Origin of the sequence: Streptomyces cupreus (assembly GCF_014257025.1) — a bacterium.
GTDB classification, from domain to species: Bacteria; Actinomycetota; Actinomycetes; order Streptomycetales; family Streptomycetaceae; genus Streptomyces; species Streptomyces cupreus.
This window is the reverse complement of sequence record NZ_JACMSF010000003.1, coordinates 97,358-119,819: the sequence shown is the minus strand read 5'-3', so window position 1 is coordinate 119,819 and position 22,462 is coordinate 97,358. Positions and strand designations below refer to the sequence as shown.

General features: G+C 70.0%; 21 protein-coding genes. 7 read left to right on the top strand and 14 right to left on the bottom strand.

Features of this window, described 5'->3' with window-relative positions:
- Position 1: 1 nt before the first annotated feature.
- The 5 genes from H4N64_RS03895 to H4N64_RS03875 all read right to left on the bottom strand — a co-directional run bounded on the left by H4N64_RS03895 (position 2) and on the right by H4N64_RS03875 (position 4,801).
- A complete protein-coding gene (locus tag H4N64_RS03895; RefSeq protein WP_186280665.1) occupies positions 2-2,329 on the bottom strand; it encodes an FtsX-like permease family protein in 2,328 nt (775 codons plus the stop codon).
- Entirely contained in the window at positions 2,326-3,015 is a 690-nt protein-coding gene (locus H4N64_RS03890; protein ID WP_186280664.1) for an ATP-binding cassette domain-containing protein, read from the bottom strand. Before H4N64_RS03890 ends, H4N64_RS03895 begins: the two co-directional genes overlap by 4 nt.
- Positions 3,012-3,536: a PadR family transcriptional regulator gene (locus H4N64_RS03885; RefSeq protein WP_015658114.1), complete on the bottom strand. Its 525-nt coding sequence runs from the start codon at positions 3,534-3,536 to the stop codon at positions 3,012-3,014. The genes H4N64_RS03890 and H4N64_RS03885 overlap by 4 nt, the downstream gene beginning before the upstream one ends.
- A 105-nt stretch (positions 3,537-3,641) precedes the next feature.
- Positions 3,642-3,869: a hypothetical protein gene (locus tag H4N64_RS03880; RefSeq protein ID WP_186280663.1), complete on the bottom strand. Its 228-nt coding sequence runs from the start codon at positions 3,867-3,869 to the stop codon at positions 3,642-3,644.
- The gene (locus tag H4N64_RS03875) at positions 3,866-4,801 is read right to left on the bottom strand and encodes an SPFH domain-containing protein (RefSeq protein WP_186280662.1); all 936 of its coding nucleotides are present in this window, start codon (positions 4,799-4,801) and stop codon (positions 3,866-3,868) included. The genes H4N64_RS03880 and H4N64_RS03875 overlap by 4 nt, the downstream gene beginning before the upstream one ends.
- Positions 4,802-5,047: 246 nt before the next feature.
- Here H4N64_RS03875 and H4N64_RS03870 point away from each other — a divergent pair, with 246 nt between their 5' ends.
- Positions 5,048-7,339: a transglycosylase domain-containing protein gene (locus tag H4N64_RS03870; RefSeq protein WP_186280661.1), complete on the top strand. Its 2,292-nt coding sequence runs from the start codon at positions 5,048-5,050 to the stop codon at positions 7,337-7,339.
- A gap of 45 nt (positions 7,340-7,384) precedes the next feature.
- Here the strand turns inward: H4N64_RS03870 and H4N64_RS03865 are convergent, their stop codons facing one another.
- From H4N64_RS03865 to H4N64_RS03855, 3 genes are all read right to left on the bottom strand, one after another.
- The gene (locus tag H4N64_RS03865) at positions 7,385-9,469 is read right to left on the bottom strand and encodes a SpoIIE family protein phosphatase (protein ID WP_186280660.1); all 2,085 of its coding nucleotides are present in this window, start codon (positions 9,467-9,469) and stop codon (positions 7,385-7,387) included.
- 268 nt (positions 9,470-9,737) lie between these two features.
- Positions 9,738-10,454, bottom strand: coding sequence for a cytidylyl-2-hydroxypropylphosphonate hydrolase (gene fomD / locus H4N64_RS03860; RefSeq protein WP_186280659.1), 717 nt, complete (start codon positions 10,452-10,454; stop codon positions 9,738-9,740).
- Between the two features lie 72 nt (positions 10,455-10,526).
- Complete coding sequence (locus H4N64_RS03855; RefSeq protein ID WP_186280658.1) at positions 10,527-11,924, bottom strand: aspartate ammonia-lyase; 1,398 nt, start codon at positions 11,922-11,924, stop codon at positions 10,527-10,529.
- A gap of 148 nt (positions 11,925-12,072) precedes the next feature.
- On the opposite strand from H4N64_RS03855, the gene H4N64_RS03850 reads away from it, so the two are divergent.
- Positions 12,073-12,552, top strand: coding sequence for an allene oxide cyclase barrel-like domain-containing protein (locus H4N64_RS03850; protein ID WP_186280657.1), 480 nt, complete (start codon positions 12,073-12,075; stop codon positions 12,550-12,552).
- 122 nt (positions 12,553-12,674) lie between these two features.
- Here the strand turns inward: H4N64_RS03850 and H4N64_RS03845 are convergent, their stop codons facing one another.
- Complete coding sequence (locus H4N64_RS03845) at positions 12,675-14,342, bottom strand: fumarate hydratase (RefSeq protein ID WP_186280656.1); 1,668 nt, start codon at positions 14,340-14,342, stop codon at positions 12,675-12,677.
- Between the two features lie 157 nt (positions 14,343-14,499).
- Between H4N64_RS03845 and H4N64_RS03840 the strand changes: the two genes are divergently transcribed.
- Both H4N64_RS03840 and H4N64_RS03835 read left to right on the top strand, forming a co-directional pair.
- The gene (locus H4N64_RS03840; protein ID WP_186280655.1) at positions 14,500-15,183 is read left to right on the top strand and encodes a DUF1707 domain-containing protein; all 684 of its coding nucleotides are present in this window, start codon (positions 14,500-14,502) and stop codon (positions 15,181-15,183) included.
- Positions 15,184-15,346: 163 nt separating this feature from the next.
- Complete coding sequence (locus H4N64_RS03835) at positions 15,347-15,724, top strand: WhiB family transcriptional regulator (protein WP_186280654.1); 378 nt, start codon at positions 15,347-15,349, stop codon at positions 15,722-15,724.
- Positions 15,725-15,806: 82 nt separating this feature from the next.
- Here H4N64_RS03835 and glpX read toward each other — a convergent pair whose 3' ends face one another.
- Entirely contained in the window at positions 15,807-16,841 is a 1,035-nt protein-coding gene (gene glpX, locus H4N64_RS03830) for a class II fructose-bisphosphatase (RefSeq protein ID WP_186280653.1), read from the bottom strand.
- Positions 16,842-16,969: 128 nt separating this feature from the next.
- Here glpX and H4N64_RS03825 point away from each other — a divergent pair, with 128 nt between their 5' ends.
- Positions 16,970-17,491 carry a DUF4245 family protein gene (locus H4N64_RS03825; RefSeq protein WP_186280652.1) on the top strand — a complete coding sequence of 174 codons (522 nt, stop codon included), beginning with the start codon at positions 16,970-16,972 and terminating at the stop codon, positions 17,489-17,491.
- Positions 17,492-17,578: 87 nt separating this feature from the next.
- On the opposite strand, the gene H4N64_RS03820 is transcribed toward H4N64_RS03825, so the two are convergent.
- The 3 genes from H4N64_RS03820 to xseA form a co-directional block, all read right to left on the bottom strand.
- The gene (locus H4N64_RS03820) at positions 17,579-18,169 is read right to left on the bottom strand and encodes a malonic semialdehyde reductase (protein WP_186280651.1); all 591 of its coding nucleotides are present in this window, start codon (positions 18,167-18,169) and stop codon (positions 17,579-17,581) included.
- Between the two features lie 139 nt (positions 18,170-18,308).
- Positions 18,309-18,542 (bottom strand): exodeoxyribonuclease VII small subunit, encoded by a 234-nt coding sequence (locus H4N64_RS03815; RefSeq protein WP_186280650.1) that lies wholly within the window; start codon positions 18,540-18,542, stop codon positions 18,309-18,311.
- 9 nt (positions 18,543-18,551) lie between these two features.
- On the bottom strand, positions 18,552-19,760 hold the full coding sequence (xseA, locus tag H4N64_RS03810) for an exodeoxyribonuclease VII large subunit (RefSeq protein WP_186280649.1): 1,209 nt from the start codon (positions 19,758-19,760) through the stop codon (positions 18,552-18,554).
- A 324-nt stretch (positions 19,761-20,084) separates the two neighbouring features.
- On the opposite strand from xseA, the gene H4N64_RS03805 reads away from it, so the two are divergent.
- Both H4N64_RS03805 and ppgK read left to right on the top strand, forming a co-directional pair.
- Positions 20,085-21,095 carry a 4-hydroxy-3-methylbut-2-enyl diphosphate reductase gene (locus tag H4N64_RS03805; RefSeq protein WP_186280648.1) on the top strand — a complete coding sequence of 337 codons (1,011 nt, stop codon included), beginning with the start codon at positions 20,085-20,087 and terminating at the stop codon, positions 21,093-21,095.
- A gap of 29 nt (positions 21,096-21,124) precedes the next feature.
- Positions 21,125-21,868 carry a polyphosphate--glucose phosphotransferase gene (gene ppgK / locus H4N64_RS03800; protein WP_186280647.1) on the top strand — a complete coding sequence of 248 codons (744 nt, stop codon included), beginning with the start codon at positions 21,125-21,127 and terminating at the stop codon, positions 21,866-21,868.
- A 1-nt stretch (position 21,869) separates the two neighbouring features.
- Here ppgK and H4N64_RS03795 read toward each other — a convergent pair whose 3' ends face one another.
- Positions 21,870-22,448, bottom strand: coding sequence for a DUF6542 domain-containing protein (locus tag H4N64_RS03795; RefSeq protein WP_186280646.1), 579 nt, complete (start codon positions 22,446-22,448; stop codon positions 21,870-21,872).
- Positions 22,449-22,462 lie beyond the last annotated feature (14 nt).

Genomic DNA, 22,462 nt, shown 5'->3' with positions numbered 1-22,462 from the left:
CTCATTCGGTACGCAGACCGTCCGGGCGCATCAGCCTCAGCAGCGGAGGCAGGCTGAGCAGGGTCACGGCGAGGACGACCCCGGCCGCGGCGCCGGTCATCGACAGCAGGCTGCCCCAGTCGACCCGTACCGGCGTGGCCGTCATCCGCAGCAGGACCGCGCCGAGTGTCAGGCCCACCGTCGAGGCCAGCAGCAGGCCCAGGGTGATCGGGATCGCCGTCTGCCACAGCACCGACAGGCTCAGCGTGCGGCGCCGGGTGCCGAAGGCGACCAGCGCCGACAGCAGCTTCTTGCGGTCGCGCAACTGCTCCAGCTGCGACACCAGCAGGCTTGCCCCGATCAGCACCAGCACACACACGGCGCCGACGAACAGGCCGGTGCGGATGGAGGCGTAGCGGTCGGACTGCTCCGTCGCCGACCAGTCCGAGGCGTACATCAGCGGGCCCAGGGCCGCCGCGGTGTTGCGTACCTGCTCACGGGCGTCGGACACGGACGGGTCGAGCCCGATGTAGGCGCGACCGACCATGGCCGGCGCCGCCGCTTCGGGCAGCGCCTTCGGGGTGAGAAGGAAGCCGCCCCGCTCCATCCCGCTCAGATCCTTGCGCGAGTCCACCTCGCGTATCTCCGCCGGTACCTTCCAGGCGACCTCACGGCCCGGGGCGGAGCCCTCGTAGCCCGGGTCCAGGTACAAGGTCTTTCCGGGGACGGCCAGTTGCGGCGTGTCGGTGTCGTACTCCGCGCCGCGTACGGCGAAGACGTCGCCGTCCCGGCAGGAGCGCAGGTCGGCCAGCTCGCGCAACGCCGTGCAGTCGCCGACGGTCACCGCGGCGCTCTTGGCGGGGTCCAGGCGCTTGTCGCCGAGCCAGCCCTCGGAATGGGCGACGACCCGGCGCACGCCCTCGGTCCTCCGCAACCGCTCGGCGGCACCGTCGACTTCGACTCCGCCCCCCACGGTCACCTGCATCTGCGCCTTCGTGACGTCGTAGCCGGTGTCCTTGGTGTAGTCGTCCTCCACTCCGGCGAACAGCATCTGCAGGGCGATGGCCCCGGCCACCGCGACCGCGACGCCGTTGACCAGCCGGGCGGCCGTACCGCTGCTCAACTGCAGCCGCCGTACCGCCAGTTGCCAGGCGATTCCGCCGCCGCCGAGCCGGGCGACGACCGTCTCCACCACCCAGGGCAGCAGCGCCGTCACGCCGACCAGCAGCAGCATCACACCACCGATGACCAGGTACTGGTTGAAGTCGCCGTCGTCGTTGCCCTGCCTGATCATCGGGTAGAGCATCGCGAGTCCGGCGAGCGGCAGCAGCAGCCGCCACCACAGCCTGCGGCGCGCGGGCTTCGCCGTACGCACCACACCGAGCGGCTCGATGACCACCCCGCGCAGCGCGAGCAGCGTCACCAGCACCGCGGCCGCCGGGACCGCCACCGCCACCAGCAGGGCGAGCGCGGGGGAGGGATTGAGGTCGTGCGGGAACACGCTGAACCGGAACAGCTCGACGGAGCCCGCGATCTGACGTCCAATCAGGAAGAAGACCGTACCGAAGACCAGCCCGAGCAGCGCTCCCGCGAGCGCTTCGCCGGCCGCGATCCGGCGGGTCATCCGGCCGTCGGAGCCCACCAGACGCAGCGCCGCGAGCCGCCGGTCGCGCCGCTCACCGCCGAACCGCACGGCCGCCGCGATGAACACTGCGACCGGCATCAGCAGCGCGACGAAGACCACCAGGATCAGCAGGATCAGCACCGGGTCGGTCTTCTCGCGGTACGGGTTCGGGTCGCCGAAGCGGTCGATACGAGTCACCTGGCTGCCGTCGACGTACCGTTCGAGGCCCTCGCCGCCCCGGTAGAAGGTCAGATCGGCCGAGCCGACAAGACCGCTGTCGCCGATGGTGCCCACGATCCGGTCCGGCAGCCGTTCGCGCAGCAGCCTGCCGCCGTCCGACTCCAGCAGCCGCTTCAGGGCGGGGGAGACCACCATCTCGCCCGCCGCGGGAAACTCGGACACCCCGGGCGGCAGCGGCGCGCGCGGCCCCTCGGGCTCCAGCGTCCGGCCCCGTACGTCCTCGCCGCGGAAGCGCGTGTCGGCGTCCGCGACCAGCAGCGTGTCGTCCGCCTTGGGCGCCGTCGCGGAGCCGTAGGTGATGTCGGTGCGTGCGTTGCTCCGGTCGTCCCGGGCCGCCAGCGCGTTCGGGATCGCCGTCGTCAGCAGCAGCAACGCCACCCCGAGCCCGACCCCGACGGCCGTCAGCAGCGCCCGGGTCCAGCCCTCACGCCCGCCGGCGAAGGCGAACCTGACACCCAGGGCGAGGTCCCTCCCCCACTGGTTCATACGATCCGCTCCATGTCCCGGGACCGGCCGTCCCGTACGACGATCTCGCGGTCCGAGTAGGCCGCCACCCGTGCCTCGTGCGTGACCAGCACGACGGCGGCGTTGGTGGCTCGCGCGGCCTCCGTGAGCAGCTCCATCACGCGCTCGCCGTTGAGGGAGTCCAGCGCGCCGGTCGGCTCGTCCGCGAACACCACCCGGGGGCTGGTGACCAGAGCGCGGGCCACGGCGACCCGCTGCCCCTGACCGCCGGAGACCTCGCCGGGCCGCTTCTTGCGCAGGTCGTCGACCTCCAGGCGTTCCATCCAGGACAGCGCGGTGCGCTCGGCCTCCTTGCGGGAGGTGCCGTTCAGCCTGAGCGGCAGGGCGACGTTCTCGACGCAGGTCAGCTCGGGCACCAACTGGCCGAACTGGAACACGAACCCGAACTCCGAGCGCCTGAGCTGACTGCGCTCGGCATCGCTCATCGTGGCGAGCTCGCGCCCGGCGTACGTGATCGACCCGGAGTCCGGCGGCACGATCCCGGCGAGACAGTGCAGCAGCGTCGACTTCCCGGAGCCGGAAGGACCCATCACGGCGACGACCTCCCCGGGATGCACGGAGAAATCGGCACCGTCGAGCGCGACGGTCGGACCGTAGGCCTTGCGCAGCTCCTCGGCCGCGAGCAGGGCGCCTGGGGGCGGCGTCACTTGACCACCACCTCGGCCAGCTTGTCGAGCCGCGCGGCCGTCAGCTCAAGCCAGCGCAGATCGGCCTCCAGATGGAACAGGGCGTGGTCGCAGATCAGCTGGTCCGCGAGATCGCCCTTGCGCTTGCGGTCGGTCAGGATCCGCATCATCCGCAGATGCTCGGCGCGCTGGGTGTCTAGGATGTCGGCGGCGTCGCGCCGGGTGAGCAGCGCGAGGACGACCTTGGTGTACAGCGTCGACTGCAGGTACGGCTCGGGCTTCTCGGGCGTCGCCAGCCACCGCTGTACGTCGGTGACCCCGGCGTCGGTGATCGCGTACCGCTTCCGCTCCGGCCCGCCGCCGGGCTCGATGCCGTCGACCTCGACGAGGCCGTTCTTCAGCAGCCGGGACATCGTCGAATAGACCTGGCCGTAGTGCAGCGGCCGGTCGTGACCGAACTTCTCGTCGAAGGCCCGCTTCAGGTCGTAACCGTGACGGGGGCCCGACTCCAGGAGCCCTAGGAGGGTGTGACCGATGGACATGACGATGACTCTACATGCGGTGTATACGCGGCATGTATACGTCGAGTGTCCAGACCATGGCCGTGGGTACGGCGGCCCAGGTGGGGGCCGACTGTCACGGTTCTGCTACTGGGACTCGGGAGGGTTCACCGGAGGCCGGCCGCGGCGCGGAATCGGCTTGGCCTCGCCCGGCAGGCGCCCCGCCTCCGCGAGGGCGCGCCGCAGGAGGAACTCGATCTGCGCGTTCGCGGACCGCAGTTCGTCCCCCGCCCATCGGGCGAGCGCCTCGTAAACGGCCGGGTCCATCCGCAGCAGCACCTGCTTGCGCTGCGGCCGGCCCTGAGGAGCTGTCACTGGTAGAGGGTCCCTGTGTTGAGGACCGGCTGCGGCGACCGGTCACCGCACAGCACCACCATCAGGTTCGACACCATCGCCGCCTTGCGCTCCTCGTCCAGCTCCACGATGTCCCGCTCGTTGATCCGCGCGAGTGCCGCCTCGACCATCCCGACCGCTCCGTCCACGATCTGCCGCCGTGCCGCGACGACCGCCCCGGCCTGCTGCCGCTGGAGCATCGCCGAGGCGATCTCGGGAGCGTACGCGAGATGCGTGAAGCGCGACTCGATGATCTGCACACCGGCCGCCTCGACGCGCGCGTGCAGCTCGGTGGCGAGCTTCTCGGTGATCTCCTCGGCGTTGCCGCGCAGCGAGAGACCGTCCTCGTCATGGGCGTCGTACGGGTACTCGATGGCGATGTGCCGGACGGCCGCCTCGGTCTGGGTGGAGACGAACTCCAGGAAGTCGTCCACCTCGAAGGTGGCCTGCGCGGTGTCCTCGACCTTCCACACCACGACCGCGGCGAGCTCGATCGGGTTGCCGTAGGCGTCGTTGACCTTGAGGACCGCGGTCTCGTGGTTACGGACGCGGGTGGAGATCTTGGTCCGGGACGTGAGCGGGTTCACCCAGCGCAGCCCGTCCTGCCGGATCGTCCCCCGGTACCGCCCGAAGAGCTGCACCACCCGGGCCTCGCCCGGCGCGACCATGTTCAGCCCGCACATCGCGAGGAAGGCGGCGATGGCGATGAGGATGCCGCCGGTGATCAGTACGGCCTTGGCGCCGGTCCCGGAGACGGCGGTCGCGGCGACGATGCAACCGGCCCCGACGGCGAGGCCGACCAGGCCGAGCAGCAGGGCGAGCCCGCCGCCGATGCTGTGGGCGGAGAACTCCCGCACCCGTGGAGCGGGCATCTCGGGCACGTCGGCGGTGGTGGGCGTGTGGGTGTCGGACATGGATGGATCCCCGTTTCGGTGCACTAGCTTAGATCTATCTAAGTGATAACACTTTAGCGCGCAGGGCAACCCTGTGCATCCCTGAGTGGTCGGTTCCGTTGAGATGGGTGCTGATTGTCACGTCCGTAAAAGACCGGATCGGCAGCCCTGTGTCATATCTCCCGGTGTTAGCTTTCTGAGCTGACCTGAGCGGCGAACCTGTGTGGCACCAGTGCACACCAGAGCGAAGCGGAGCGGATCGGACTCATGGGACGAGCGGAAGAGAGACGAGCGCGGCAGCGCGGTGGCCGCCGCGCGGCGCCCAAGCGTCGCCGCTCGTCCGGCGCGCCCGGCAAGAGCGGCATACGCCGGTTCTTCACCTGGAAGAAGGTCCTCGGCACCTTCCTCGGACTCTGCCTGCTCGGCATCGGCGGCTTCATCGTGCTGTACCTGATGGTGGACGTGCCCAAGGGCAACGCCGCCGCGAGGCTCCAGAGCAATGTCTACAAGTACAGCGACGGCACGATCCTCGCCCGCGACGGCAAGGTCAACCGCGAGATCGTGGACCTGTCCAAGGTGCCCGAGGGCGTCCGGAACACCTTCGTCGCCGCCGAGAACAAGAGCTTCTACAAGGACTCCGGCGTCGACTTCAAGGGCACCGCCCGAGGGCTGATCAACACGCTCAGCGGCAAGGGCGCGCAGGGCGGTTCGACGATCACCCAGCAGTACGTCAAGAACTACTACCTCACGCAGGAACAGACCGTCACCCGTAAGCTCCGGGAACTGGTCATCTCGCTGAAGGTGGACCGCCAGATGTCGAAGGACGACATCCTCGCGGGCTATCTCAACACCAGCTACTTCGGCCGTAACGCCTACGGCATCCAGGCCGCCGCGCAGGCCTACTACCGGGTCGACGCCGAGAAGCTCAGCGTCCGGCAGGGCGCGTATCTCGCCGCACTGCTCCAGGCGCCGAGCCAGTACGACTGGGCGGTCGCCTCCGAGACGGGCAAGGAGCTCGTCAAGAACCGCTGGAACTACGTCCTCGACAACATGGTCGAGGAGGGCTGGCTGAGCTCCTCCGAGCGCCGGTCGATGAAGTTCCCCGTGCCCAAGGAGCCCAAGGCCGCCGCCGGTCTGGAGGGCCAGAAGGGTTATCTCGTCGACCTGGCCAACAACCAGCTCGAAGAGCAACTGATGAAGCAGGAGGGCATCTCCCGCTCCGAGGCCGAGACCCAGGTCAAGAGCCAGGGCTGGACCATCACCCTGAACATCGACCCGAAGAAGCAGGCCCAGCTGGAGAAGTCCGTCGAGACCCAGCTGACCAACAAGCTGGACCCGAAGGAACGCCCCGTCGACGGGGACATCCAGGCGGGCGCCGTCTCCGTCGACCCGAAGACGGGGAAGATCGTCGCCCTGTACGGCGGCGAGGACTACTTCAAGCACTACCGCTCCAACGCGACCAGAACCGACTACCAGCCGGCGTCGACGTTCAAGCCGGTCATCCTCGCCGCGGCCCTGGAGAACCAGGCCGAGACGCAGGACGGCGAGGCGATCGGCGCGAGCACGGTCTACGACGGCGACAGCAGGCGGCCGGTGGTGGACGCGAACGGCAAGAAGGTCGGTTTCGCCCCGCCGAACGAGGACGACGTCGACTACGGCGACGTCACCGTCCAGACCGCGATGAACAAGTCCATCAACTCGGTGTTCGCGCAGATGGGCGTGGACGTCGGCATGGACGAGGTGATGGACACCGCCGCCGAGCTGGGCATGGACGACGACCTGGAGGCGGTGCCCGCGCAGACCCTCGGGTCCATGGGCGCGAGCCCGCTCCAGATGGCCGGGGTCTACGCCACGCTCGACAACCACGGCAAGAAGGTCACCCCGACCCTCATCAAGTCCGCCGAGCAGAACAACCGCAAGGTCACGATGCCCGACCCGATCGGCGAACAGGTCATCAGCGGCGAGACCGCCGACACCGTGACCTCGGTCCTGACCGGTGTGGTCGACGACGGTACGGCCCAGAAGTCCGTGCGTGACAACCCGGCCCGAGACGGCCAGGAGGTCGCGGGCAAGACCGGTACGTCCGACTTCGGCAGGTCGGCCTGGTTCACCGGCTACACACCCGACCTGGTGACCTCGGTCGGCATGTTCGGTGAGGACGCCAAGACGCGCAACCAGGTCAACATGAAGGGCGCGACCGGCACGCTGCCGGGCACGGGCCGGGTCAACGGTGGTGGCCTTCCGGCACAGATCTGGGCGGCGTACATGTTCGGAGTGACGGACACGGACGCCGAGTTCGACCTGGACACCGATCAGGGCGCCGCGGTGGAGCCGACCTGGACGCCGACGAAGACCCAGGAGCCGAGCCGGACGCCGACCCAGGAGCCGACAACCCAGGCCCCGACGACGGAGGCACCGTCGGAAACCCCGTCACAGACGCCGACGGAGACCCCGACGACGACCGAGCCGACGGACGAGCCGACAACGACCGAACCGACGACGACCGAGCCGACGTTCGATATCCCGGAGGACCCGGGGGACCCTGACGCAGACAGATAGGCAAAGGGCGCCCGGAACACACCGGGCGCCCTCTTTCTGCCTGTGTCACCCGCGATTCAGCTCGAACCAGACGACCTTCCCGGTGCTGAGCCGAGTCGCCCCCCACCGCCGGGCCAGCTTGTTCACCAGGTACAGACCGCGCCCACCCTCATCGGTGGCCCGGGCCTGCCGCAGCCGAGGCAGCTGCGGCACATCGTCGCCCACCTCGCACCGCAGCACATCGGTCCGCAACAACCGCAGCGTCACCGGCCGCGAGGCATACCGCACCGCGTTGGTGACGACCTCGCTCACCAACAGCTCGACGGAGTCGGTGAGTTCCTCCATCCCCCAGCGCGACAGCGCACGCCGGGCCAGCCGCCGGGCCCGCCCGGGCGCCGCGTCCTCCGGCTCCAGGAACCAGTACGCCACATCACTCGGCGCGATCCCGTCGAAGCGGGCGGCGAGCAGCGCGATGTCGTCGTCCCGGTCACCGGGGCCGAGCATGTCGAGCACCTCGTCGCACAGCGCTTCCAGCGGCGGCGGATGATCCGGCCCGGTGAGCTGAGCGGTCGCGACGAGCTTCTCGCGGAGCTGCTCTATCCCGGTCCACACGTCCCGCAGCCGCGACTCGACCAGACCGTCGGTGTACAGCAGCAGCGTCGCCCCGGCCGGCGCGTCCAGCTCCACGGCCTCGAAGTCGACCCCGCCGACCCCGATCGGCGCACCGGGCGGCACCCGCAGCACCTCGGCCCGGCCGCCCAGATGCAGCAGAACGGGCGGCGGATGACCGGCGTTGGCGATCGTGATGCGATGCGAGACCGGGTCGTACACGGCGTACAGACAGGTCGCCATGCGGTCCGTGCCGAGCCGCTGCGCCTGCTCGTCGAGATGGTGCAGCACCTCCTGCGGCGGCAGGTCGAGACCCGCGAGCGTCTGGGCCGTCGTACGCAACTGGCCCATGATCGCGGCGGAGGTCATGGAGTGGCCCATGACGTCGCCCACCACCAGCGCCACCCGGCTGCCCGGCAGCGGGATCGCGTCGTACCAGTCGCCGCCCACGCGCGCGGTCTCGGCGGCGGGGAGATAGCGGGACGCGAGCCGTACGCCGGTCGGCCGGGGCAGGGTCTCGGGCAGCATCGTGCGCTGGAGCTCGTCGGCGATGTACGCCTCACGGCCGTACAGCACCGCCTTGTCGATGCCGAGCGCGCTGTGCGTGGCGAGTTGGGCGGCGACCAGGAGGTCGTCCGCCTCGAAGGCGATGCGCTCGGGGCGGCGCAGGAAGAGCGCGGCACCGATCACGCGGCGTCGGCCGCGCAGGGGCGCGAGGATGGCGCGCTGGCCGGTGGGTACGGCCAGTTCGCCGTCGTCGCCCAGGAGTTCGGGCAGTGCGGGGCGGGCGGCGGGCGCGTCGGCGAACACCGGGCGGACCCCGCGCAGCACCTCGGCGAGCGCGCCGCCGGGCCGCACCTCGCACAACTCGGCGGTGACGGCGGACAGTTCGGCCAACTCGGTCGGCTCGGGCAGGCCCTGCACGGGCAGGAAGCCGCCGTCGGTGTCCCGCTCCTCCGGGATCCGGTCGGTGCGCCGCAGCCGCAGCACGACGGGCCCGGTGGGGCGCTCGTCGCCGACCGGCAGCGGATCGCGCAGATAGACCAGGATCGCGTCGGAGAACGTGGGCACGGTCGCCCGGCACAGCCCCATCACGATCTCGTCGAGGTCTATGCCGCGGGCGATCCGCCGGGTCGCGGCGCCCACGAACCGCAGCCGGTCCCCGTCCCGCCGCATCGGCGTGGGCCGGCCGGGCTGCACTCCCTGTCCGGTGCGCCGCTCCTCCGGAGCCGACTCGGTGCTCGGCTGGGCGGGAATGACCTCCGGGGCCGGACGGGGGCGGTGGGTGTCGGAATCCGCGGCGGCGGAGGGCTGCGCATGCTCGGAACCGTTGCTCACGGGGGCCTTGTCGTTGCCGGACGGTGCGGTGGTGCCCGGGGTGGAGGGCGGTTCGCCGGTGCGCGCCTGCGCGGGTAACGCGGCGGCGCCGGGCGCACGGGGCGGTGTCGGGGTACGCAGGAGCGCCCCGCGTGGGTCCGCGGGGTCGGCACCCAGGGGGCGCTCGAAGGAGGTCGGCTGCTCCGTCACGCGTGTGGCATCCATCCGTCCGGGGCGAGTTGTTCGTCCCGCCGAAGTCCCGATACCCGCAATACGTGCCCCAGGAACGGAATTCCCGCGTGGCCAGAGGCTGTTCCTGTGTCAGCGGCGGGCTGTGCGCCGCCCGGACCGGTGTTGCCCTCGTACCCCTCGCTCACGTCCAGCCGCCCCTCGGTGACGATCGGTCAAGCCCAGTGCACGCTCCGGTTGTTGCCGCCGCGCGCCCTTGCGGAGGACGATCCTACGTTTCGTGCCCGGGGGCGCATCAAGGGTCTCATGAGGACAAGTGCGCGGGCGTACGGCCCGAGTGCCCTGGCCGCTCCCCCGGCAGATCCTCCGGCAGTGACGGTACAGCCCAGGACGGGTTCGGGCGCCAGTGCTGCCAGGCGTTCGAGAACGGCGGTCCCCAGGCGCGGATCACCTCCACGGCGGCCCGCCCGGCCTCCCGTACCCGTTCGGCGGTGGCGGCGTCCATCAGGCCGTCCTGCTGGGCCTGCGCGAACTCGTCCTCGTCGCGCCAGCCCCAAGTCCGGTCAGGGTACACACAGATGTCCAGGAAGTGATCCTCCGAGTCGACCCCGCCCGCCCAACGCGCCAGCGGCTCCTCCAGGTTCACGTACCAGTTCTTGAACCGCCAGCCCGGCTCCCAGAACAGCCACACCGACCACGGCTCACCGGGTCTGGCCAGTTTCAGCACCCCGGTGCCGAACCAGCGGTCGCGCTGCACCGTACGCGGCTTGGTGTAGCGCGACCGCAGGGGCTCCTGGTGGACAGGGGTGCCGTCGGCGAGCGCGGGCTTCAGGCACTCGGTCCCGGGCGCCAGCCATACGGCGAGCAGATCGGCGTCGTCCCGTACGACCGTCACGGGACGCACGATGTGGAAGCGCGCACCGGCGTTCTCCCGGTACCGCCACAGAATGTGACTTCCGGGCGCCCAGTGCGCCGGGGACCCGCCCGCTTCCACTGTCGTCATCGCTCCGCCGTCTGCCATGCACAGATATTAGGTGTCACTGACTGACGACGCTGCGGCGAACGTCACGGTTCGCGGTGCCGGCGAGAATCGTCACGGGCGCGTCATACGCAGGACATCCAGGGCTTCGTCCAGCTCAGCGCGGGTGAGGTCGCCGCGTTCCAGATAACCGCCCTCCAGCACGACTTGACGGATGGTCCGGCGTTCCGCGAGCGCCTTCTTGGCGACCTTGGCGGCCTCCTCGTACCCGATGTACTTGTTGAGAGGCGTGACCACGGAGGGTGACGACTCGGCGTATTCGCGGGCCCGTTCACGGTGCGCGACAATGCCGTCGACGGTCCGGTCGGCGAGCAGCCGGGAGACATTGGCGAGCAGCCGGACCGATTCGAGTACGTTCTTCGCGATGACCGGAAGCATCACATTGAGCTCGAAGTTGCCGGCGGCTCCGGCGGTGGCGACGGTGGCGTCGTTGCCGGTGACCTGCGCGGCGACCATGAGCACGGCCTCCGGGATGACCGGATTGACCTTGCCGGGCATGATCGAGGAGCCGGGCTGAAGATCGGGAAGCGAGATCTCGGCGAGCCCGGTGCGCGGTCCCGAGGCCATCCACCGCAGATCGTTGGCGATCTTCGTCAGTCCCACGGCGATGGTCCGCAGCTGCCCGCTGATCTCGACGATGCCGTCCCGCGCGCCCTGCGCCTCGAAGTGGTCGCGCGCCTCGGTCAGCGGCAGCCCGGTGGCGCGGGCGACCTCCTCGATGACGGCGGCGGAGAAGCCGGGCGGGGTGTTGATGCCGGTACCGACGGCGGTACCGCCCAGCGGCAGCTCGGCGAGCCGGGGGAGGGAGGCCTGCAGCCGCTCGATGCCGTAGCGCACCTGGGCCGCGTACCCGCCGAACTCCTGGCCGAGGGTGACGGGCGTGGCGTCCATGAGATGGGTCCGGCCGGACTTGACGACGTCCGAGAACTCCTCGGCCTTTCGCTGAAGGGACCCGGCGAGGTGCTGGAGCGCCGGGACGAGATCGCGGGTGACGGCCGCGGTGGCGGCGATGTGGATGGAGGACGGGAAGACGTCGTTGGACGACTGCGAGGCGTTGACGTGGTCATTGGGGTGCACGTCCCGCCCGAGCCGTTCGCTCGCGAGCGTGGCGATGACCTCGTTGGTGTTCATGTTGGACGAGGTGCCGGAGCCGGTCTGGAAGACATCGACGGGGAAGTGCTCGTCCCACTTCCCGTCGACGACCTCACCGGCCGCCTCCTGAATGGCCACCGCGATGTCCTTGTCGAGCACGCCGAGATCCGCGTTCACCTTCGCGGCGGCGCCCTTGATCCGCGCGAGCGCCTCGATATGGGCCCGCTCGATCCGCTGCCCGGAGATGGGGAAGTTCTCCACGGCACGCTGGGTCTGGGCCCGCCACTTGGCGTGGGCGGGCACCCGCACCTCACCCATGGAGTCGTGCTCGATGCGATAGCTCTGCTCTTCGTCGGCCACTGCCGATCACCTCCACCAGTCACAGCATCCGGGACAGGTCACCTGTTCCCCCGTCGGGGCGGATCTTCACGGCGCGCGAGCGGGAGGGGGGCCGCCGGACAATGAGGGGGGAGTGCAGGGGGGCTCGTCACCCCACAGGAGGCAGGACATGCTCCGCAGCATCAGGACGCTCGGCGCGCTCGGCGCGGGCCTGGCGGCGGCGACCGCCCTCGTCACCGCGGCCCCGGCGTCGGCCCAGGAGGACGACTTCACCCTCTACGCCCGGGAGGTCGCGGGCGACGAGGAGGAGGACCAGCAGCAGGCCCCCGAGGTCGGCGACACCTTCTCCTTCGCCGACGACCTCTTCGAGGAGAAGGGCGGCGACAAGGTCGGCCGGGACGGCGGGGCCTGCACGGTCGTACGCACCGGCAACCCCTTGGACATCCAGTGCGTCGGCACCTTCGTACTGACCGGCGGCCAGATCACCGCCCAGGTGCTCATGACCGTCCCGCTGGAGGAGTCGGCGGAGCTGCCCGCCTTCGACGCGTCGGTCACCGGCGGAACCGGCGACTACCGCGGTGCGAGCGGCCAGATCCACATCACGGAGGACGGGGCCTACGAGAAGCTGGACTTCGACCTGGGTGACTGACCGCCCCTCTGGGGGAGTTCGAGGACGAGGCCCTTCGGGCCGATGGCGTCCGGGGCGGAGCCCCTGGGGAGGGGACGGTAGGGGCGGCGGGGGCGAGAAGTGTCCCCGCCGCACCCGAGGAACTACGCCAGCCCGGGGCCCCGCACAGGGATGGAAGTGAACGTCGGCGCGGGCGCGGGATCTTGGAAGAAGTCGTTGCCCTTGTCGTCCACGACGATGAACGCCGGGAAGTCCTCGACCTCGATCTTCCAGACGGCCTCCATGCCGAGCTCCTCGTACTCGACGACCTCGACCTTCTTGATGCAGTCCTGGGCGAGCCGGGCGGCGGGGCCGCCGATGGAGCCGAGGTAGAAGCCGCCGTGGGTGCCGCAGGCGTCGGTGACCTGCTTGCTGCGGTTGCCCTTGGCCAGCATCACCTTGGAGCCGCCCGCCGCCTGGAACTGCTCGACGTAGGAATCCATGCGGCCGGCCGTGGTCGGGCCGAAGGAGCCGGACGCGTAGCCCTCGGGGGTCTTCGCCGGACCGGCGTAGTACACCGGGTGGTCCTTCAGGTACTGCGGCATCTCCTCGCCCGCGTCAAGGCGTTCCTTGATCTTGGCGTGCGCGATGTCACGGGCCACGACCAGCGGGCCGGTGAGTGAAAGACGGGTCTTCACCGGGTACTTGGTGAGCTCCGCGAGGATCGACTCCATCGGCTGGTTCAGGTCGATCTTGACGACGTCCCCGTCCTGCTCCAGGTGCTCGTCCGTGGTGTCCGGCAGGAACCGCGCAGGGTCCGTCTCCAGCTGTTCCAGGAAGACGCCCTCGGCGGTGATCTTCGCGACCGCCTGGCGGTCGGCCGAGCAGGAGACGGCGATGGCGACCGGGCAGGACGCGCCGTGCCGCGGCAGGCGCACCACGCGCACGTCGTGGCAGAAGTACTTGCCGCCGAACTGCGCGCCGATCCCGATCTTCTGCGTCAGCTCGAAGACCTTCTGCTCAAGATCCTTGTCGCGGAAGCCGTGCCCGAGCTCCGACCCCTCGGCCGGGATCTCGTCGAGGTAGTGGGCGGAGGCGTACTTCGCGGTCTTGAGGGCGTACTCCGCGCTCGTACCGCCGACGACGATCGCCAGGTGGTACGGCGGACAGGCGGCGGTGCCCAGCGAACGGATCTTCTCCTCCAGGAACTTCATCATGGAGGCCTCGTTCAGGACGGCCTTGGTCTCCTGGTAGAGGAACGACTTGTTGGCCGAGCCGCCGCCCTTCGCCATGAACAGGAACTTGTAGGCGCCGCCGTCGGTGGCGTACAGCTCGATCTGGGCGGGGAGGTTGGAGCCGGTGTTCTTCTCGTCCCACATGGTCAGCGGGGCCATCTGGGAGTAGCGCAGGTTGAGGTTCAGGTACGCGTCGTAGATGCCCCGGCTCAGGGCCTCCTCGTCGCCGCCCTCGGTCAGCACGTTCTGCCCGCGCTTGCCCATCACGATCGCCGTGCCGGTGTCCTGGCACATCGGCAGGACGCCCGCCGCCGCGATGTTCGCGTTCTTCAGCAGGTCCAGGGCGACGAACTTGTCGTTGCTGGACGCCTCGGGGTCGTCGATGATCCGGCGGAGCTGGGCGAGGTGGGCCGGGCGCAGATAGTGCTGGATGTCGTGAATGGCCTCCTCGGCGAGCTTGCGCAGCGCCTCCGGCTCGACCTTGAGGAACGTCCGCCCGTCGGCCTCGAAGGTGGAGACACCCTCGGAGGTCACCAGCCGGTACGGGGTGGTGTCCTCTCCCATGGGGAGCAGATCGGTGTACGCGAACTCAGGCATGTCGCCCATTCCTCACTCGACAGATGCGGCGGCTGACCTCCATTGGGCAGCGTCCACCAGCGTAGAACCTGCCGCCGGAGGCGAGCTTGTGAGGTAAGGCTCAGTTCGACCCGGGCGGGGGCTATCGCGATCTATCGTGTTTGGGTACGCTGCTGCCGTGGACCTTCAGAAGCAGACCGCGCCCGCTGCCGCCACCGAGCTCCGTGCCTCCGACGCCGACCGCGACCGGATCGCGGACATCCTCCGCGAGGCACTTGCCGAGGGCCGCCTCACCGCCGACGAGCACAGCGAGCGGGTGGAGGGGGTGCTGAACGCCAAGACGGTGGGCGAGCTGGAGGCCTTCATCAGGGACCTGCCGGCGGCCCATGGTCCCCGGGCGACGGCGTCGTACGCCACCATTCCGAGCCGCCCGACCCACCTCCCGCCGGACCCGGACGACACCGCTGTCGCGATCTTCAGCAGCGCCGTCCGCAAGGGCCGTTGGCGTGCCGGGCGCCGGATCCATGCGTACGCGATCTTCGGCAGTGTGGAGATAGACCTCAGCGAGGCGCTCTTCGAGTACCAGCAGGTCGTCATCAAGGCGATCTCGGTCTTCGGCAGCGTCGAGGTCCGAGTCCCGGAGAACGTGTCGCTGCGCGGCACCGGCGGCGGCGTCCTCGGCAGCTTCGAGGTGGACACGCTGGACGCGGAGGACGCGGCGGCGCCCGTGGTCTACGTGGACGGGTGGGCCGTACTGGGCAGCGTCGAGGCCGGGCCCCGGCGCGGCAAGTTCGTGGCCGACATCCTCGACCGGGTCCACGCCAAGGTCGAGAAGAGTTTGCGCAAGCATCTGGATCATTGACGGTTGCGAATCGAAGCGGAACCGAAACCAACCAGTCCGCTCATCCGGGCGCGCAGGAGCCCCCGGAATCCAGCGGTTCGGAACTGACTGCATAGGCTCGCGTACAACGGGTAGACCTTGCTGCATCGTCTCTCGCTCGCGAAGCCGTCGTCAGGAGTAGACCGTGCTGCAACCGCCGCATTCGTCCCTGCAGGTAGCTGCCGTTCCGGCCCAGCGGGTGCCAGTGCGAGACAGGGACCAAGACGCGCCTTGGCACACCGAGGCGGTGTGCCGGCGCGACGAGGCCGGCCTGTTCTTCGCCCCTTCCAAGGAGCCCACCGCGGCCCGGCTCTCCCGCGAGGAGGCGGCCAAGCGGGTCTGCGCACGCTGCCCGGTCATGGTCGAATGCCGCGAGCACGCCCTCCTCCAGCCCGAGCCCTACGGAGTCTGGGGCGGCCTCACCGCGGCGGAACGCCGAGTGGTCCTGGCCCGCCGCAGGCGCCGGGACCTGGAGCTGAAGAAGGCGGCGAGGGCGGCGGGGCGCATAGCGCAGGCGGGTTGAGCAGAAGAAGGCAAGGAAAAGGGCGCCCCCTCCGCACCGGGGGCGCCCCACTCCTTTGGCGGCCGATCGGCCGGACAGGTGGCTACTTGGCCCGGTCGAAGTCGATCGCGCTGTAGGCCCGCAGCTTGCTCAGCCGGTGCTCGGAGTCGATCCGCCGAACGGTCCCGGACTTGGACCGCATCACGATCGACTCGGTGACGGCGGAGTCCGACCGGTACCGCACACCCCGCAGCAGCTCACCGTCGGTGATCCCGGTCGCGACGAAGAACACGTTCTCCCCGCGGACCAGGTCCTCGGTCGTCAGCACCCGGTCGAGGTCGTGCCCGGCGTCGATCGCCCGCTGCCGCTCCTCGTCGTCCTTCGGCCACAGCTTGCCCTGGATCGTGCCGCCGAGACACTTCACGGCACAGGCGGAGATGATGCCCTCCGGCGTACCGCCGATACCGAGGAGCATGTCGACGCCGGTGCCCTCGCGCAGCGCGTAGATCGAACCCGCGACGTCACCGTCGGAGATCAGCTTGATGCGCGCTCCGGCGTCCCGGATCTCCTTGATGATCCCCTCGTGCCGGGGCCGGTCGAGGATGACGACGGTGACGTCCTCCGGCGTGGACCGCTTCGCCTTGGCGACCCGGCGGATGTTCACCGACACCGGCGCGTTGATGTCGACGAAGTCGGCGGCCTCGGGCCCGGTGACCAGCTTGTCCATGTAGAACACGGCGGACGGGTCGAACATCGCCCCGCGCTCGGTGGCCGCGAGGACGGCGATCGCGTTCGGCATGCCCTTGGCGGTCAGCGTGGTGCCGTCGATCGGGTCGACGGCGATGTCCACCTCGGGTCCGGTGCCGTCACCGACGCGCTCCCCGTTGAAGAGCATCGGCGCCTCGTCCTTCTCGCCCTCGCCGATGACGACAACGCCGTTCATCGACACGGTGGAGACGAGGGTCCGCATGGCGCGCACCGCGGCACCGTCGGCGCCGTTCTTGTCGCCGCGCCCGACCCAGCGGCCCGCGGCCATCGCGGCTGCTTCGGTCACCCGGACGAGCTCCAGGGCGAGGTTGCGGTCGGGGGCCTCGGAGGGGACATCGAGCTCGGAGGGCAGGTGATGATGTTCGGTCATCGGAGCGCACCTTTCTGATACGACGACGGCCGGATGAGGGTAATGGCCATGACTCTATCCTCAGGCCGACAAAATGAGCAGGGGGCCCCACGGATGAGCGGACCGGGGCACCTGCGACGATAGGGGACGTGGCAGGTACGAACGCTAAGCAGAAGTCGGTCCGCAACATGGTCCTCTCGCTCGGGGTGACCATTCTCGCGGCAGGGGTCGTATACCTCTTCATCCCGCACGATGAGTCCGCTCCGGACCTCCCGCGCGTCGACTACCGCGTCGAGCTGCTCACCGCCCGCCGCGCGGCGTCGTACCCCGTGGCCGCCCCCGAGGGCCTGGCCAAGGAGTGGAAGGCGACCTCGGTGCGGTTCCAGGGCGACCAGGGCGACGCCTGGCACCTCGGCTACCACGCGCCCGACGGTGAGTACGTCCAGATCGAGCAGTCGGCTCAGAAGCCGAAGGCGTTCATCGACGAGGCCACCCGGGGTGCCCACGCGACGAAGGCCACCCAGGAGATCGACGGCAGGACGTGGACCCGCTACACCGGCGGCCGTTACGACGCGCTCGTGCTGAAGGCGGACGGCTCGACGACGGTCGTGGCGGGCACGGGCTCGTTCGAGCAGCTGGCGGAGATGGCGGGCGCGCTGAAGACGAAGTAGGTCCGGCGGCGCACGCATGAGGAAGGCCCCCGGCTCGATGCCGGGGGCCTTCCTCATGTCTTGAGGCTCAGACGGTTGTCCTGAGGCTCAGACGGTCGTGATGACCTCGTCGTACGACAGGCGCGGGGAGCGCGGGAACCAGGCGTCCGGACCCGGCTTGCCGATGTTGACCACCATCAGCGGGGTGTGGTCGTCGTCCAGGAACTCCTTGCGGACGCCCTCGAAGTCCACGCCGGTCATCGGGCCTGCGGCGAGGCCGGCGGCGCGGACGCCGATGATGAAGTACGCGGCCTGGAGGGAGGCATTCAGCGCGGCGGCGCCCTCGCGGGCCGGGCGCTCGGCGAAGAAGACGTCCTTGGCCTGCGGGAAGTGCGGGAAGAGCTGCGGCAGCTCCTCGTGGAACTCGTTGTCCGCGGAGAGGATCGCGACCAGCGGGGCGGTGGCGGTCTTGGCCTGGTTGCCCTCGGCCATGTGCTGCACCAGACGCTCCCGGGCCTCGGCGGAGCGGACCAGGGTGACGCGCAGCGGCGACTGGTTGAAGGCGGTCGGGCCGTACTTGACCAGGTCGTAGATCGCCTGGACCTGTTCGTCGGTCACCGGCTCGTCGGTGAAGGTGTTCGCGGTGCGGGCCTCGCGGAACAGCAGGTCCTGGGCGGCGGGGTCAAGAGCGAGAGACATGCGTGAACCTTCTCGGGGGTGTACGTCGGATCCGGGCGCCGGATCAGCTGACACGTCAACTATATGAGTGTGAAGTTCAATGTTCAATCAAAACTGGGGTGGCGTGATCCGCTTCACAGGATCACCGCCGGAGGCCGGGCTACTTCTCGCCCTCGGCCTCTTCCTCCGCCGCCTCCTCGGCCAGCGCCGCGTCCAGCCGGGCCCGTGCGCCGTCCAGCCAGCGTCGGCACACCTTGGCTAGCTCCTCCCCGCGCTCCCACAGCGCCAGGGACTCCTCCAGCGTCGTACCGCCCGCCTCCAGCCGCCGTACGACCTCGATCAGCTCGTCCCGCGCCTGCTCGTACCCGAGCGCCTCATCCACCTTGCTGGTCATGCACTCACCCTAAGCATCGACTCTGACAGTGAACTCACCCTCGGAGACCCGCGCCCGCAGCACCTCGTCGCCGCCGACCTCCCCCGGGTCCCGGACGACATGCCCGTCGGCCTTCTGGAGCACGGCGTAGCCCCGCTTCAGGGTTGCCGCCGGGGAGAGGGCCACCACGCGCGCGTGCGTGTGCGTGAGCTCCGAGTCGGCGCGGTCGAGGAGGTGGCGGAGGGTGCGCCGGCCCCGGTCCAGCAGCGAGGCGACATGGTCGGCGCGCTCGTCGATCATCCGGTGCGGATCCTGTATCGACGGCCGGGCGAGCGCCTGGGCCAGCCCGCGCTCCTCCCGGTCGACGAAGGCCTCGACACACCGCCGGGCACGACCCTGGAGCATCCGCACCCGCTCGTACTCCTCGCCCACGTCCGGTACGACCTTCTTGGCGGCGTCGGTCGGCGTGGAGGCGCGCAGGTCGGCGACGTGGTCCAGGAGGGGGTTGTCGGGTTCGTGCCCGATCGCGGACACGACCGGCGTACGGCACGCGGCGACCGTCCGCACCAACTGCTCGTCGGAGAACGGCAGCAGATCCTCCACGCTGCCGCCACCCCGCGCCACGATGATCACGTCGACGTCGTCGATCTCGTCGAGCTCCTTCACCGCCTGCACGACCTGCGGGACCGCGTGCACACCCTGCACGGCGACATTGCGCACCTCGAAGCGGACGGCGGGCCACCGGTGCCGGGCGTTCTCCAGGACGTCCCGCTCGGCGGCGGAGGCCCGGCCGCACACCAGCCCGATGAGCTGCGGCAGGAACGGCAGCGGCTTCTTGCGCTCCGGCGCGAAAAGCCCCTCGCCCGCCAGCGCCTTCTTCAACTGCTCAAGACGCGCGAGCAACTCGCCGACCCCGACCGGCCTTATCTCGGCGGCCCGCAGCGACAACTGCCCGCGCGGGGCGTACCACTCGGGCTTCGCCAGTACGACGACCCGCGCGCCCTCGCTCACCACGTCCGCCACGGCGTCGAAGACCTGCCGATAACAGGTGACGCTCACGGAGATGTCGTACGACGGATCACGCAGCGTCAGGAACACCACCCCGGCGCCCGGCCGCCGGGAGAGCTGGGTGATCTGTCCCTCGACCCACACCGCCCCGAGCCGGTCGATCCACCCCCCGATGAGCCGCGACACCTCACCGACGGGCAGCGGGGATTCCGCGGACGTGTTTGCAGCCATGCCGGTGAGCGTAACCGCAGGCACCGACATCGAACCGTCCCCGCGAGGACGGCGGCGAAGTGCACCGCGACGGGCAGGTCCTGGCGTCGTCGAGGGAGCGGCGCTCCTGCTCTGGACGGCCCCCCGCCGCAGGCGATCATGATCGCCGCGCCGGCCGCCGGCACCGGCACATGCCGAGGACGGCGCCGAGCGGGGCCGGCTGCGCCGCAGACGGTGGTGGTCCGCGTCGGTCGTAGCGGACGCCGTACCAATGTCGGACATGCCGCAAGTGTCGAGAACCGTCATCCACGACGCGATCTTCGACCCGCCGAGCGCGGCCTTACGATGGGACGCATGACTGCTTCGCCTGGCCGCCGTGTCCTGCTCGCCGCCCCCCGTGGCTACTGCGCGGGTGTGGACCGCGCCGTGATCGCCGTCGAGAAAGCCCTGGAGCAGTATGGGGCCCCGGTCTACGTCCGGCACGAGATCGTGCACAACAAGTACGTCGTGCAGACCCTGGAGAAGAAGGGCGCCGTCTTCGTCGAGCGGACCGAGGAGGTGCCGCCCGGGAACATCGTGATGTTCTCGGCGCACGGCGTCGCCCCCGTCGTCCACGAAGAGGCCGCGCGCGGGAAGCTCGCCACCATCGACGCCACCTGCCCGCTCGTCACCAAGGTCCACAAGGAAGCCGTCCGCTTCGCGAACGACGACTACGACATCCTCCTGATCGGCCACGAGGGCCACGAGGAGGTCATCGGCACCTCCGGCGAGGCCCCCGACCACATCCAGCTCGTCGACGGCCCCGAGGACGTCGCCAAGGTCGAGGTCCGCGACCCCTCCAAGGTCGTCTGGCTCTCGCAGACCACGCTGTCCGTCGACGAGACCATGGAGACCGTCGACGCCCTCCAGGAGAAGTTCCCGCAGCTCATCTCCCCGCCGAGCGACGACATCTGCTACGCCACGCAGAACCGCCAGCTCGCCGTGAAGCAGATGGGCGCCGAGGCCGAGCTGGTCATCGTGGTCGGCTCGCGCAACTCCTCCAACTCCAAGCGGCTGGTCGAGGTCGCCAAGCTCGCGGGCTCCCGCGAGGCCTACCTGGTGGACTTCGCGAGCGAGATCGACGAGGCCTGGCTGGAGGGCGTCACCACGGTCGGCGTCACCTCCGGCGCCTCCGTCCCCGAGGTCCTCGTCGAGGAGGTCCTGGAGTGGCTCGCCCAGCGCGGCTACGGCGATGTCGAGCTGGTGAAGGCGGCCGAGGAGTCGATCACCTTCTCGCTGCCGAAGGAACTGCGCCGGGATCTGCGCGAGGAAGCCGCGGCGCTGATCGCGGAGCGCACCGGCACCGCCCAGGAGTGACTGTCAGTCGTCCGTCGTAACGTAGAGCCATGCAGATCTTCGGTTTGGACATCGGCGGTTCCGGTATCAAGGGCGCCCCTGTGGACCTCGACAGGGGCGCCCTGGCGGAGGAGCGCCTCAAGGTGCTCACCCCGCAACCGGCGACGCCGGACGCGGTGGCCGACGGCGTCAAGCAGGTCGTCGACCACTTCGGCTGGACGGGACCGGTCGGGCTGACCTTCCCCGGCGTGGTGACCGGCGGGGCGACCATCCGCACGGCGGCCAATGTCGACAAGAGCTGGATCGACACCGACGCGCGCGCGTTGTTCAGCGAGCGCCTCGGCGGCCTGCCGGTGACGGTGGTCAACGACGCGGACGCCGCGGGCGTCGCCGAGGTGGCCTTCGGCGCGGGGCGGGACCGCGCGGGCACCGTCATCCTGCTGACCTTCGGCACCGGCATCGGCAGCGCCCTGTTCGTGGACGGCGCCCTGGTGCCCAACACCGAGCTGGGCCATCTGGAGCTGCACGGCCATGACGCGGAGAAGCGGGCCTCCAGCAAGGCCAAGGAGGACGGCGAGCTGACGTGGGAGCACTGGGCGCATCGCGTCCAGAGGTACCTCGCCCATGTGGAGATGCTGTTCTCGCCGGAGCTGTTCATCATCGGCGGCGGGGTCAGCCGTAAGTCGCAGAAGTTTCTGCACTACATCGAGGGCATCAAGGCGGATATCGTCCCGGCCCAGTTGCAGAACAACGCCGGCATCGTGGGGGCGGCGATGCGGGCGGCGAAGGAGTAGGTCACACCGGCGGTCGGCCGCGGGCCACCTTGCGGCGCATCTGGCGCACCTTGCGTACGGTCACGATCACGCCGGTGACGAGAGTCCCGCCGTACAGCCATCCGGCCTGCGTGGCCAGCGCCGTGAAGAGGCCCATCAGCCGGTCCCCGATCCCGTCACCGGCGTCGGCGACCGGTACCAGACCCAGGGCGAAGGCGATCGGTACGACGATGACCGCGGTCACCAGGTCCGCCCTGCGCACCCAGGCCGCGGTCAGTACGCACACCGGCAGGAACAGCACGCCGTAGACCGTGAGCGACGACCCGAACAACAGGGCGTCCAGGCCGCCGAGCGTGATCATCAGCGCCATGCAGAACAGGCCGACGCCAAGGCCGGTGAGCCGGGGGTTCGGCATCCGGCGGACCGTCTGCACCACCGGGGGCGGCGGGCGCCGTACGGCGGCGGGGGGACGGCGGGGGCCGCCGGTCCGCGCCTGGGCACCGCGGCCGCTGCCCCTGGCCTGCGGGGGCAGGGGCGGGGTGCCATGTCGCGTGCCGTTCTGCTGCCCGAACTGTGCTGGGCGCGTCCTGTGTTGCTCCACTGGACCAACTTAGG

Bases quoted from the DNA above. Each gene is read 5' to 3' on its own strand.
- H4N64_RS03875 (WP_186280662.1), bottom strand. From the start codon at position 4,801: ATGTCCGACACCCACACGCCCACCACCGCCGACGTGCCCGAGATGCCC.
- H4N64_RS03895 (WP_186280665.1), bottom strand. From the start codon at position 2,329: ATGAACCAGTGGGGGAGGGACCTCGCCCTGGGTGTCAGGTTCGCCTTC.
- ppgK (WP_186280647.1), top strand. From the start codon at position 21,125: ATGCAGATCTTCGGTTTGGACATCGGCGGTTCCGGTATCAAGGGCGCC.
- H4N64_RS03870 (WP_186280661.1), top strand. From the start codon at position 5,048: ATGGGACGAGCGGAAGAGAGACGAGCGCGGCAGCGCGGTGGCCGCCGC.
- H4N64_RS03850 (WP_186280657.1), top strand. From the start codon at position 12,073: ATGCTCCGCAGCATCAGGACGCTCGGCGCGCTCGGCGCGGGCCTGGCG.
- H4N64_RS03815 (WP_186280650.1), bottom strand. From the start codon at position 18,542: ATGACCAGCAAGGTGGATGAGGCGCTCGGGTACGAGCAGGCGCGGGAC.
- xseA (WP_186280649.1), bottom strand. From the start codon at position 19,760: ATGGCTGCAAACACGTCCGCGGAATCCCCGCTGCCCGTCGGTGAGGTG.
- H4N64_RS03845 (WP_186280656.1), bottom strand. From the start codon at position 14,342: ATGCCTGAGTTCGCGTACACCGATCTGCTCCCCATGGGAGAGGACACC.
- H4N64_RS03865 (WP_186280660.1), bottom strand. From the start codon at position 9,469: ATGGATGCCACACGCGTGACGGAGCAGCCGACCTCCTTCGAGCGCCCC.
- H4N64_RS03885 (WP_015658114.1), bottom strand. From the start codon at position 3,536: ATGTCCATCGGTCACACCCTCCTAGGGCTCCTGGAGTCGGGCCCCCGT.
- glpX (WP_186280653.1), bottom strand. From the start codon at position 16,841: ATGACCGAACATCATCACCTGCCCTCCGAGCTCGATGTCCCCTCCGAG.
- H4N64_RS03805 (WP_186280648.1), top strand. From the start codon at position 20,085: ATGGGACGCATGACTGCTTCGCCTGGCCGCCGTGTCCTGCTCGCCGCC.
- fomD (WP_186280659.1), bottom strand. From the start codon at position 10,454: ATGGCAGACGGCGGAGCGATGACGACAGTGGAAGCGGGCGGGTCCCCG.
- H4N64_RS03820 (WP_186280651.1), bottom strand. From the start codon at position 18,169: ATGTCTCTCGCTCTTGACCCCGCCGCCCAGGACCTGCTGTTCCGCGAG.